Raw genomic sequence first — 10,545 nt, 5'->3', positions numbered from 1 at the left:
GGCGACAGCCCGTCCATCGCGAAGATTGTTTTGTCGAATCAATCCGAGATGAATGGGCTGTCGCAGTATGTACTATACCACTGGCTTTCGGCGTGATGAGATTCAGGATCTTGCCGCTCTGGTGCATGAGCAGGATCAGCGGAACGCGACTGGCCTGCGACGGCCTTGGCCGCCGATTCTGGGATTGTTCTGGTCGGTGGTGATCACGTTGGCGTATCTGCGCGGGAATCGTGTGCAGTGGGAGTTGGCGGAAACCTACGGGGTGTCGCAGTCGACGGTCAGTCGAGCGATCGCGGGGGTGACACCGTTGCTTGCGCAGGCGCTGCGGAGTGTAGTTCCGACTGCGGAGGAGCTTCGTGCCGATCGGCAGTACATCATCGACGGAACCCTGCTGCCCTGCTGGTCATGGACCGCCGTACCAGGTCTGTGGTCGGGCAAGCATCGCACACACCGCGTCGTCGTCCAGGTCGCAGCCACCCTGGAAGGGCAGCTGTCGTGGATCTCCGACCCGACCCCAGGCTCCCGACACGACCTACATTGCCTCGACCAATCCGGCGCCCTCGACCACCTCGCCACATACCCACCGATCGGCGATAAAGGCTACATCGGGCGCGGCATGCTCACCCCGTTCAAAAAACAACCCGGCCGGGAACTTCTCGACTGGCAGAAAACATTCAACAAGAGCCTCAACCGCACACGCGCCACCATCGAGCGAGTCATCGCCCATATCAAGTCGTGGAAAGTTCTCCACACAGACTACCGCCGACCCTACGCCACATTTAAAACGACGATCTCGGCAGTCATCGGACTCATCTTCTACGCACTTACCTGACGGAGCCTGAATAAGCCTCGATGAATAGGTCTCAGGAAAACCTATCGTTGGACGTGATCGGTGTCCGCAGGTGACAGTCGTCGTCGTGGACGACAGCACCTTCTCGACGCGGACCGTCAACCTGGTCCGCACCGGCCCCCGCGGCGGCACCCCGGTGGTCCTCCTGCACTCTGCCGGGCTGGACCTGACCTACTGGGATCGTCAGATCGCGGCCCTGGCGCCCGACCGGGACGTCGTCGCGCTCGACCCTGCCCGGCCACGGGCGGACCACCGGCGACCCCGGCGACTGGCAGCTCGATCGCGCGGTCGGGTTCGTGCGCCGAGTGCTGGCGAATCTGGAGGCCGACCGGGTCCATCTGGTCGGGCTGTCACTGGGCGGGATGCTCGCCCAGGCCACCGCCGTCGCGGACCCGGGCGTCACGGCCTCGCTGACGTTGATCGACACCGCGGCCTCGTTCTCCCGACGCCGGGCCGCGCGGCGATGCGGGCCGGGCCGCGCAGGCGCGTACGCAGGGCATGACGGCGGTGCTGGAGGGACTGTTCGGGCACTGGTTCACCGCCGACACCCGCGCCCGGCGCCCGGACGTGTCGAGCGCGCCACCCGCACGCTGCTCGCCCAGGACCCGCAGGTGCACGCCGCGATGTGGGAGATGATCGCCGGCTTCGAGCTCGCGGCCGACCTCCCCCGGATCGCGTGCCCGACGATGGTCGTGGTCGGGGAGCACGACTCCAGCTCGCCGGTCCCCGCGGCCCGGCAGCTGCGCGACACCATCCCGGACGCCCGGCTGCGCGTGGTGCCCGCCGCCGCCCACCTCGCACCGTTGGAGAAGCCCGACACCGTCACCCGCCACCTGGTCGGGTTCCTCGACCAGGTCGCCTGAGGAACCCGCGATGGCCCGCATCCCGCCCCCGAGCCCGCCGACATGGACCCCCGTCACCGCGCCCAGTACGAACGGTTCCCCTCGAACCTCACCCGGACCCTGACCCTCATGGACTCCCGGCTGTCCGAGGCCCTGCCGGAGACGGCCAACGCCCTGCGCGCCTCCGCGCTGGCGCCCGCCTGGCGCGAAGGGGTCATCCTGCGCGTCGCCGCCCTCACCGGAAGTGCCTACGAGCGGTGGCAGCACCTGGACCAGGCGCGTCAGCACTGGTCGGACGAGCAGATCGCCGTCATCGAGACCACCGCGGGGGCCGACCGGTCGGTGCTGCCCACCGGGTTCGCCCGCCTGCTCGACCTGGTCGACCTGCTCGTCCCCGGCCTCCCGATCCCCGACGACGTCCTCGCCGCCGTACGCCGGACCCTCGACGACCGCGACCTGGTCACCGTCATCGTCCTGGTCGGGCACTACCTCACCGTCGCCCGGCTCACCACCGTCCTCGGCGTCGACCTGGACCCTGCCCCGGACACCTGGACCCACGAACACTGACCCTCAGCCCGGCCCGACGGTCCGCGGCAGGTCCGCACGCCGGCCCACGCCGGCGAGGCCGATCGGCACTGTCCGGTGCCGGGAGCCGACGGCTCGACGACCCGCTCAGCCCACCCCGCGGTGATGGCGCTCGGCGCGTTCGACGTGTGCCCGGGCCAGGGCCCCCGCCGACGCCGGATCACCCGCCGCGATCGCCGCGAGGATGGCCCGGTGCTCGGCCCACGACCGCGGACCGGCCACGGACACCCCCATCGCGTAGATCCATTCGATCCGGTCGGAGACGTGCCGCAGCAGCGACGGGAGCGACGCCGACCCGCTGTGCTCGGCGATGGCGAGGTGAAGCGCGTGTTGAGCTCCGGCAGCCGTTCCGTCCGGCCGGACGCCAGCTCGGCCTCGCCCTCGGCGACGAGCAGCCCCAGCAGGTCCACCACCGCGTCCTCGCCCCCGGCCACCCGCGCCGCGCAGCGGGCCGCGGCGATCTCCTCGATGGTGCCGAGCGCACGGCGAACAGGTCCTCGGCGTCGGCATCGTCGATCGTGGCGACGGTGGCACCCTGATTCGGACGGACCTCGACGAAACCCTGGACGGCGAGCGTGCGCAGCGCCTCGCGCACCGGGACGCGCGAGACCCGGTAGCGCTCGCACAGCCGGGCCTCGGTCAGCCGCTCGCCCTGGGCGAGCACCCCGGTCACGATGTCCGCCCGCAGCGCCGCGAGCACCCGCCGCGCCGCGCCTTGCCGTCGGCCGAGCCGTACCGGTTACCGCCGTCCTGCCCGTCCACCCGGACCCCCACCTCCTCCTCGCCGCCGGTGCAGTGTGGACGCACGTCCCCGTCCGGTCGTCAGGGGGTGGCGCCGACGTCGCGCCCGGGGATCGCGGCGAGCAGCTCGCGGGTGTAGTCCTGCGCGGGGGTGTCGACCACGCGTGCGGTCGGGCCCTGCTCGACCGCGGCGCCCGCGCGCAGCACCACGCCGCGGTGGGCGACCTGGCGCACGACCGCGAGAGATCGTGGGTGATGAACAGCAACGAGACCCCCAGGTCGCGTTGCAGGCCGGTCAGCAACTCCAGGATCTGCTCCTGCACCAGCACGTCCAGGGCGGAGACGGCCTCGTCGCACACGACCAGCTGCGGCCGGGCGGCCAGCGCCCTGGCGATCGCGACCCGCTGCCGCTGGCCGCCGGACAGCTCGTCCGGGCGACGTGCTGCCACTCCCGACGGCAGGGCCACCTGGTCCAGGAGCTCGGCGACCCGGTCGCGCCGCGACGCGGTGTCCCGATCCGCAGCACCCGCAAGGGCTCGTCGACGATCCGGGCGACCGTGGACGTGGGGTCCAGCGAGCCGTAGGGGTCCTGGAACACCGGCTGCATGGTGCGGCGCACCATCGCCCGGTCCCGTCGTGACGAGCGGAACGGATCGGTACCCGCCACGGTCCCGGTGCCCGCCGTCGGCCGGTCCAGCCCGAGGACGATCCGCGCGGTCGTCGTCTTGCCCGCCCCGGACTCCCCGACGAGGGCGGTGGTGGTGCCGGCGTCGACGGTGAACGACACGTCGTCGACGGCGCGGACCCGTTCACGTGAGCCGCGCACCCGGAACTCGCGGACCAGGCCGGTCACCACTCGCACCGGTCGCGGCGGCGCGGGTGGATCGGCGGCGCGGGTCCCGCCGCCGATCGCGGGTGCGGCGGCGACCAGACGGCGGGTGTAGTCGTCGTCGGGCCGGGTCAGGATGCGCTCGGCCGGCCCGGTCTCGACGACGTGGCCCTCGTGCATGACCACCACCCGGTCGGCGCGCTCGGCGGCCAGCGCGAGGTCGTGGGTGATGAGCAGCATTGCCGTGCCGCGGGCGTCGGTCAGCCCGGCGAGGTGGTCGAGGATCCGCCGCTGCACCGTGACGTCGAGGGCCGAGGTCGGCTCGTCGGCCAGCAGCAGGTCCGGCTCCGCGGCGAGCGCCATCGCGATCAGCACCCGCTGCCGCATGCCTCCCGAGAACTCGTGCGGGTACTGCCGCGCCCGGCGCGCGGGGTCCGGGATCCCGGCCTCGGCCATCAGCTCCACGGCCCGGTCCCGCCGCCCGGCCGCGCGCCAGCCGGTGGGTGGTCAGGGCCTCGGCGATCTGCGCCCCGACCCGGTGCACCGGGTTCAGGTTGGACATGGGGTCCTGCGGGACGAGACCGATCCGCGCCCCGCGCAATGCCCGCAGCCGGGCCTCCCCGGCGGTGGTGAGGTCCTCGCCGTCGAAGAGGATCCGCCCGCCGGTCACCCGCCCGGTCCCCGGCAGCAGGCCGAGCGCGGCCGCCGCGGCGGTCGACTTCCCGGACCCAGACCCGCCGACGACGGCGACCTTCTCCCCGCGGCCGACCGCGAGGTCGACCCCGTGCAGCACGTCGGTGACGGTGCCGCGGGAGTCGGCGTACCCCACCCGCAGACCGCGCAGCTCCAGCAGCGCGCTCACTGTCGTGCCCCCGGGGACAGGGCGTCGCGCAGCGCGTCGCCGACGAGGTTGAACGCCAGGCAGATCAGCAGGATCGCCAGACCGGGGAACACCGCCGACCACGGAGCCCGGTAGAGGTACTGCTGGGCGTCGGACAGCATGATGCCCAGGCTCGGGTCCGGTGGCTGGATCCCGAGGCCGAGGAACGACAGCAGCGCCTCGCCGATCACCGCCACCGGCATGATCACGGTCGCCTGCACGATGACCGAGGACGCCGCGTTGGGCAGGACGTGGGTCAGCAGCACCCGCGGTCCCGAGGCGTTCATCGTCTTCGCGCGCCAGCACGAACTCCCGTTCCCGCAGCCGCAGCGTCTCCGCGCGCACGACGCGGATCATCGTCGGCACCTGCGCCACACCGAGCGCGATCGCCGCGCCGCTCAGGCTCGCGCCGTGGATCGCGGCCAGTCCCACCGCGACGATCAGGAACGGGAACGCCAGGGTCAGGTCGGTCAGCCGCGACACCACGACGTCGGCCGCCCGCCACCATCCGGCGGCGAGCCCCAGCGGCGTGCCCACCAGCACGGCCAGCGCGACGGCGAGCAGTCCCACCTGCAACGACGCCCGGGTGCCGTACAGGATCCGGGACAGCACGTCGCGGCCCAGGTCGTCGGTGCCCAGCGGGAACCCGACGGTGCGCGGCAGCTGGAACGGGGTCTCGAAGTGCACCGCGCCGGGGGAGTGGGGCGCGAGGACCGGGGCGAGCAGCGCGGCCAGCACGACCAGGACGAGCAGCACCCCGCCGACGAGCCCGGAGCGGCTCCGCAGGAACGCGGCGAGCACCCGGCCGCCGGACGGCGCGGTCGGCTGGGGCCCGACGGGTTCGACGGCGGTCATCGCGACCTCCCCTCGACCCGGACCCGCGGGTCCACGACCGAGTAGAGGACGTCGACCGCCAGGTTGATGACGATGTAGGCGAGCGTCACGACGAGCACCACTCCCTGGATCACCGGGTAGTCCCGGGTGAAGACCGAGTCGAGCGTGAGCTTCCCGAAGCCGGGCAGCCCGAAGATCCGCTCGGTGACGACGGCGCCGGACACGAGCCCGCCCAGCTGCAGGCCGACGATCGTCAGGACCACGAGCAGGCTGTTGCGCAGGGCGTGCCGCAGCACCACGGCGCCACGGGACACTCCCTTCGCCCGCGCGGTACGCACGAAGTCGGCGGTCAGGGTGTCCACCATGGACGCACGGGTCTGGCGCATCACGATGGCGGCGAGCCCCGTCCGAGGATCAGCGCGGGCAGGGTGAGGTGCCACAGCGCGCGCAGCGGGTCCTCGGTGACGGCGACGTAGCCCGAGGCGGGGAACAGCCCGAGCCCGACCGCGAGGTAGAGGATCGCCAACAGTCCGAGCCAGAAGTTCGGCACCGACAGCGAGACCAGCGACAGCCCGCTGACGGCCGCGTCCACCCCGCGTCCGCGGTACACCGCGGCCAGCGTCCCGGCGGCCATCCCGGCGGCGACGGCGACGACGATCGCGTACAGCGACAGCCACGCCGTGACCGGCAGTGTCGCGGCGATCAGCTCGGTCACCGGCGTCCCGGTCCGGGTCGACTCGCCCAGGTCCCCGGTCAGCGCGCTGCCCAGGAACCGCAGGTACTGCTCGACCAGCGACCCGTCCAGGCCGAGCCGGTCGCGGATCGCGGCGACGGTCTCCGGTGTCGCCTCCTCCCCGGCCAGCGCCAGCGCCGGGTCGCCGGGCAGCGCCCGGACGCCGGCGAACACGACCACCGAGGCCAGCAGCAGGGTGACCAGGCCCTGCCCGGCCCGCACCGCCAGGTAGCGCAGCGTCAGCCCACCTCGCCGTCGACGAACGCGGCCCGGCTCAGCCGCACGACGCCGTCGGCGAAGGTCTGCACGCCGACGACGTCCGCGGAGTGCGCCGTGAGGTTCCGCAGGCGGTACAGGTAGATGATCGGGTTGTCGCGCTGCACCCGTTCCACGACCTGTCCGTAGAGGGCCGCCCGGGCGGCCGGGTCGATCGTCGCCGCGGCCCGGCGGATCAGCTCGTCGACGCCTGCGTCGGAGTAGCCGGAGTAGTTGCTGCCCGCCCCGGTGGTGAGGAACGAGGCGATGTTGCCGTGCGGGTCCACCCGGCCCGACCAGCCCAGCTGCAGCAGGTCGAAGTCGCCACGGTCCTGGACGTCGAGCAGCGTGGAGTACTCGACCGGCTCCACGGTGATCGCGAACCCGCCCTGGGCGACCGCGGCCTGCAGCGCCTGGGCCAGCCGCAGCGTGTCCGGGGAGTTGGAGACCTTCATCGTCACCGGGTACGGCACCGGGGCCCCGGCACCGGCCAACAGCCTGCGGGACTCCTCCGGGTCGTAGGGCGGGCAGGCGTCGCTCGCCGGGCTCGCGTAGGTGCTCCCCGGCGGGATCGGCGAGCAGGCGGGCTCGTACCAGTTGTTGAACACCGCGTTGACCAGCACGGTCCGGTCCACCGACAGGGCGAGCGCCCGTCGCACGCGCGGGTCGCGCGCCAGCGGGGTGTCGATGCGCCCCGGCGGGTTCCCGGTGCCGGCGGTGTTGCCGACGTTGACCGTCATCGCCTGGTAGCCGAGCGAGGGGATCTGCAGGACACTCACGTCGGTCTCGCGGGACAGCGCGTCGACGTCCTGCGGGGAGATCGTGTCGGCCACGTCGACGTCCCCGCTGCGCAGGTTCGCCGCCCGGATGTTGGCGTCGTTCATGATCCGGTAGGTGATCGAGTCCAGGTGGACCTCGTCGGCGGCGTAGTAGAGCGGGTCCCGCACGACGGTGATCGAGGTCTGCGGGATGCGCTCGGCGAAGCGGAACGGTCCGACGCAGACCGGGTCGGCGGAGAACTCGACGCCGGGCCGGGCCAGCGCGGTCGGGGACATGATCATGCCCGCGCGGTCGGCCAACGACGCCGTCAGCGGCGCGAACGGTCGCTGGTGGCGGATCCGCACCGTGCGGGGTCCGGTCGCGTCGATGCCCGCGACGGGGCCGAGCTCGGCCCGGCGGCTCGAGTCCGGCAGCGTGAGGTGGCGGCGCAGCGTGGTGACGACCGCGGCGGCGTCGAGCGGGGTGCCGTCGGCGAACCGGACCCCGTCCCGCACGGTGATCTCCACCGACCGGCCGTCGGCGCTGACCGTCGGCAGCGCGGTCGCGAGCTGGGGGAGCACCGTGCCCTCGGCGTCGATGTCGTAGAGCTTCTCGCAGATCGAGCTCATGACGTAGCGCGTGTAGAGCGACGACGACGTGGTCGGGTCCAGGCGGTCGGGTTCGCTGGACAGCCCCATGACCAGGTCACCGCCGTCGCGGACCGGGGTACCGGGGGAGACGGCCACGCCGGGGACCACCGGACGCGGGGGTGCCGGCAGCACCGGCTGCACGGCGATGCAGCCGGTCAGCAGCAGGGCACCGAGCAGCACCACCGCGAGTCGAACCGTTGTATACATTGCCGGCGACCGTACGGCCGTCCGGACGGCCGCGATAGCCCTTCCGGTGTCACGATCACGTTTCCGGATCCCCACCCCGACGCCGGGCCACCTGGCCGGTGGACCCGACGAGGTGTCAGTCCCCGACGATCACCACGTGCAGTGTCCGCGGCCCGTGCACGCCCTCGACCCGGTCCAGTTCGATGTCGCTGGTCGCGCTCGGCCCGCTGATCCAGGTGTGCGGCCGCACCGGGTCCAGCGCCGCCACCGCCTCCGGCACCCCGGCCACGATCTGGTCGGCGCGGATCACGCAGACGTGCAGGTCGGGGACCAGGGTCGCGGCGCGGCGGCCCTGGCCCGGTCCGTGGTCGAGGATGATCGTGCCGGTCTCGGCGATGCCGATGGCGGCCGTCGACAGCACGCCGTCGCACCGGTCCAGCTCGGCCACCGCGACGCCCGGCCCGTCGGTGACGACCTCGACGTCGGCGGGAACCAGCCCGGCCGGGAAGCCCGGTGGCACCAGGATCCGCAGCGGGCCGGAGCCCGCGAGCGGGGTCCGGCCCGCCAGCGCGCCGGCGACCCGCGCCGCCGCGGTGTCCGGGCCCGCCCGCTCGACGACGGCGCGGTAGTCCGCGACCCGCTCGTCGAACAGGTCCACGACCTGCGCGTGCGACAGTGACCGGTCGGGAACCGGGCGGACCACCTCGACGTCGAGCACCGGCTCGACGTCGGGGACGTCGGACAGGGCCCGCCGGGCCTTCACCAGGATCGCCTCACGCGCGCTCATGCCCCGCCCCCGTCCCGGCCGCCGTCGGTGTCGATGGTCCGGCTCCGACCGCCGTCGGTGTTGATGGTCCGGCTCCGTCCGCCGTCCGTCCGCTTCCACCACTCCCGGAACGACTCCTCCGCCGGCACCGGGACGTCGCGCGAGTCCGCCCACGGGCTCGCCGGACCGGGGACCGCGCCCAGCACGGTCCGCCCGCCGGGGGTGGTGCGTCCCAGCCGCGAGACCAGCCGACCACCGAACCCGGCCGCCTTCTCCGCCGCGCCGGTCCGGGTCGCCGAGGACAGCGTCCACGACGCCGCCCGCATCGCGACGTCCTGCACCGAGGGCACCCGGCTCGCCCGCTGGTGCGCGTCGACGACCTCGGCGCGCAGGTGCACCAGCACCTCGGGGATGTCGATGCGGACCGGGCAGACCTCGAAGCACGCCCCGCACAGGCTGGAGGCGTAGGGCAGCGAGTCGGTCTGCGGGTCGCTGCCCACCCCGCGCAGCTGCGGGGTGAGGATCGCGCCGATCGGGCCCGGGTAGACCGAGCCGTAGGCGTGCCCGCCGGTGCGCTCGTAGACCGGGCACACGTTCAGGCAGGCCGAGCAGCGGATGCAGCGCAGCGCCTGCCGCCCGGTCGGGTCGGCGAGCACGTCGGTACGGCCGTTGTCCAGCAGCACCACGTGCACCTCCTGCGGCCCGTCGCCGGGAGTGACCCCGGTCCAGGTGGAGGTGTAGGGGTTCATCCGCTCGCCGGTCGAGGACCGGGGGAGCAGCTGCAGCATCACGTCCAGGTCCTGGAAGGTGGGCAGGACCTTCTCGATCCCGACCACCGACACCAGCACCTCGGGCAGGGTCAGGCACATCCGGCCGTTGCCCTCGGACTCGACGACGGTGAGCGTCCCGGTCTCGGCGACGGCGAAGTTCGCCCCCGACACCGCCACCTTCGCCGCAGGCAGAACTTTCCCGCAGGTGCTCCCGGGCGGCGGCGGCGAGGCGCCTTCGGCTCGTCGGTCAGGTCCGCGGGCGCGGGCGTCCGGCGCGGCCCATCTCGCGCAGGAAGATCTCCCGGATCTCCGCGCGGTTGCGGTGGATCGCCGGGACCAGGATGTGGCTGGGCAGGTCGTCGCCGAGCTGCACGATCAGCTCGGCCAGGTCGGTCTCCCAGGCGTGGATGCCCGCGGCCTCCAGCGCCGAGTTGAGGTCGATCTCCTGGGTGGCCATCGACTTGACCTTCACGACCTCGTCGGTGCCGTGGCGCCGCGCGATGTCGACGACGACGGCGTTGGCCTCGGCGGCGTCGCGCGCCCAGTGCACGGTGGCCCCTGGCCGCGGTGATGTGAGCGTTCCAGCTGCTCCAGGTAGTCGGGCAGGTGCCGCAGCACCCGGTTCTTGATCGCCTCACCGGCCAGCCGCAGCTGCTCCCAGTCGTCGACCTCGCCGACGACGCCGCCCGCTTGGTGCGGATGACCCCCGTCGCGTGCGCGAGGTTGCGGCGCAGCTGCGAGTCCTCCAGCGCGTGCTTCGCCGCGGTCGGGAACGACGGGGTGCCGAGGGAAGGTGCCGCTCACCGGGCCACACCCCGCCGGCGCGCAGTTCCGCGGAACGTGCCTCGACACGGCTGCCGACGGA

General features: G+C 73.1%; 11 protein-coding genes and 6 pseudogenes. 3 read left to right on the top strand and 14 right to left on the bottom strand.

Translation table 11 applies throughout. The features are described from left to right. Nucleotides 1-67: 67 nt before the first annotated feature. The 3 genes from KPL57_RS55700 to KPL57_RS55690 all read left to right on the top strand — a co-directional run bounded on the left by KPL57_RS55700 (nt 68) and on the right by KPL57_RS55690 (nt 2,259). Nucleotides 68-832, top strand: coding sequence for a transposase family protein (locus tag KPL57_RS55700; protein WP_226358300.1), 765 nt, complete (start codon nt 68-70; stop codon nt 830-832). A gap of 197 nt (nt 833-1,029) precedes the next feature. Further along, nucleotides 1,030-1,713, top strand: a complete 684-nt coding sequence (locus KPL57_RS55695) for an alpha/beta hydrolase (protein ID WP_308253156.1) — start codon at nt 1,030-1,032, stop codon at nt 1,711-1,713. Nucleotides 1,714-1,755: 42 nt separating this feature from the next. Continuing rightward, entirely contained in the window at nt 1,756-2,259 is a 504-nt protein-coding gene (locus KPL57_RS55690) for a carboxymuconolactone decarboxylase family protein (protein WP_226358299.1), read from the top strand. Between the two features lie 105 nt (nt 2,260-2,364). Here KPL57_RS55690 and KPL57_RS55685 read toward each other — a convergent pair whose 3' ends face one another. The 14 genes and pseudogenes from KPL57_RS55685 to KPL57_RS55635 all read right to left on the bottom strand — a co-directional run. Then, nucleotides 2,365-2,787 (bottom strand): FCD domain-containing protein, encoded by a 423-nt coding sequence (locus KPL57_RS55685; protein WP_226358298.1) that lies wholly within the window; start codon nt 2,785-2,787, stop codon nt 2,365-2,367. A gap of 73 nt (nt 2,788-2,860) precedes the next feature. Further along, nucleotides 2,861-2,941 (bottom strand): annotated as a pseudogene (locus tag KPL57_RS68310) (hypothetical protein); the annotation flags it as partial. A gap of 5 nt (nt 2,942-2,946) precedes the next feature. Beyond that, a complete protein-coding gene (locus KPL57_RS55675) occupies nt 2,947-3,084 on the bottom strand; it encodes a hypothetical protein (RefSeq protein ID WP_226358297.1) in 138 nt (45 codons plus the stop codon). Nucleotides 3,085-3,099: 15 nt separating this feature from the next. Further along, nucleotides 3,100-3,252 (bottom strand): hypothetical protein, encoded by a 153-nt coding sequence (locus KPL57_RS71050; protein WP_308253155.1) that lies wholly within the window; start codon nt 3,250-3,252, stop codon nt 3,100-3,102. A gap of 167 nt (nt 3,253-3,419) precedes the next feature. Further along, nucleotides 3,420-3,467: pseudogene (locus KPL57_RS71045) on the bottom strand (hypothetical protein); the annotation flags it as partial. A 158-nt stretch (nt 3,468-3,625) separates the two neighbouring features. Next, nucleotides 3,626-4,303 (bottom strand): annotated as a pseudogene (locus tag KPL57_RS71040) (ATP-binding cassette domain-containing protein); the annotation flags it as partial. 127 nt (nt 4,304-4,430) lie between these two features. After that, a pseudogene (locus KPL57_RS71035) lies at nt 4,431-4,577 on the bottom strand (methionine ABC transporter ATP-binding protein); the annotation flags it as partial. Between the two features lie 128 nt (nt 4,578-4,705). After that, nucleotides 4,706-4,993 (bottom strand): ABC transporter permease subunit, encoded by a 288-nt coding sequence (locus KPL57_RS55665; protein WP_308253154.1) that lies wholly within the window; start codon nt 4,991-4,993, stop codon nt 4,706-4,708. 472 nt (nt 4,994-5,465) lie between these two features. Next, nucleotides 5,466-5,582: pseudogene (locus KPL57_RS55660) on the bottom strand (hypothetical protein); the annotation flags it as partial. Further along, entirely contained in the window at nt 5,579-5,926 is a 348-nt protein-coding gene (locus KPL57_RS55655; protein ID WP_264199816.1) for an ABC transporter permease, read from the bottom strand. The gene KPL57_RS55655 and the pseudogene KPL57_RS55660, both read right to left, overlap by 4 nt. A 20-nt stretch (nt 5,927-5,946) precedes the next feature. Beyond that, nucleotides 5,947-6,516, bottom strand: coding sequence for an ABC transporter permease (locus KPL57_RS55650; protein WP_226358295.1), 570 nt, complete (start codon nt 6,514-6,516; stop codon nt 5,947-5,949). Nucleotides 6,517-6,533: 17 nt separating this feature from the next. Next, a complete protein-coding gene (locus KPL57_RS55645) occupies nt 6,534-8,165 on the bottom strand; it encodes an ABC transporter substrate-binding protein (RefSeq protein ID WP_226352468.1) in 1,632 nt (543 codons plus the stop codon). 115 nt (nt 8,166-8,280) lie between these two features. After that, a complete protein-coding gene (locus tag KPL57_RS55640) occupies nt 8,281-8,931 on the bottom strand; it encodes an LUD domain-containing protein (RefSeq protein WP_226358291.1) in 651 nt (216 codons plus the stop codon). A gap of 80 nt (nt 8,932-9,011) precedes the next feature. Further along, nucleotides 9,012-10,429: pseudogene (locus tag KPL57_RS55635) on the bottom strand (lactate utilization protein B); the annotation flags it as partial. Between the last annotated feature and the right edge of the window lie 116 nt (nt 10,430-10,545).

Source organism: Pseudonocardia sp. ICBG601 (assembly GCF_020496245.1).
Note: the sequence above shows the minus strand (reverse complement) of the source record. Positions and strands in the feature narration are given on the sequence as shown.

Excerpts from the sequence above, each read along its gene's own strand:
- KPL57_RS55700 (WP_226358300.1), top strand. The coding sequence starts at position 68 with ATGTACTATACCACTGGCTTTCGGCGTGATGAGATTCAGGATCTTGCC.
- KPL57_RS55690 (WP_226358299.1), top strand. The coding sequence starts at position 1,756 with ATGGACCCCCGTCACCGCGCCCAGTACGAACGGTTCCCCTCGAACCTC.
- KPL57_RS55685 (WP_226358298.1), bottom strand. The coding sequence starts at position 2,787 with ATGCCGACGCCGAGGACCTGTTCGCCGTGCGCTCGGCACCATCGAGGA.
- KPL57_RS55655 (WP_264199816.1), bottom strand. The coding sequence starts at position 5,926 with ATGGTGGACACCCTGACCGCCGACTTCGTGCGTACCGCGCGGGCGAAG.
- KPL57_RS55645 (WP_226352468.1), bottom strand. The coding sequence starts at position 8,165 with ATGTATACAACGGTTCGACTCGCGGTGGTGCTGCTCGGTGCCCTGCTG.
- KPL57_RS55640 (WP_226358291.1), bottom strand. The coding sequence starts at position 8,931 with ATGAGCGCGCGTGAGGCGATCCTGGTGAAGGCCCGGCGGGCCCTGTCC.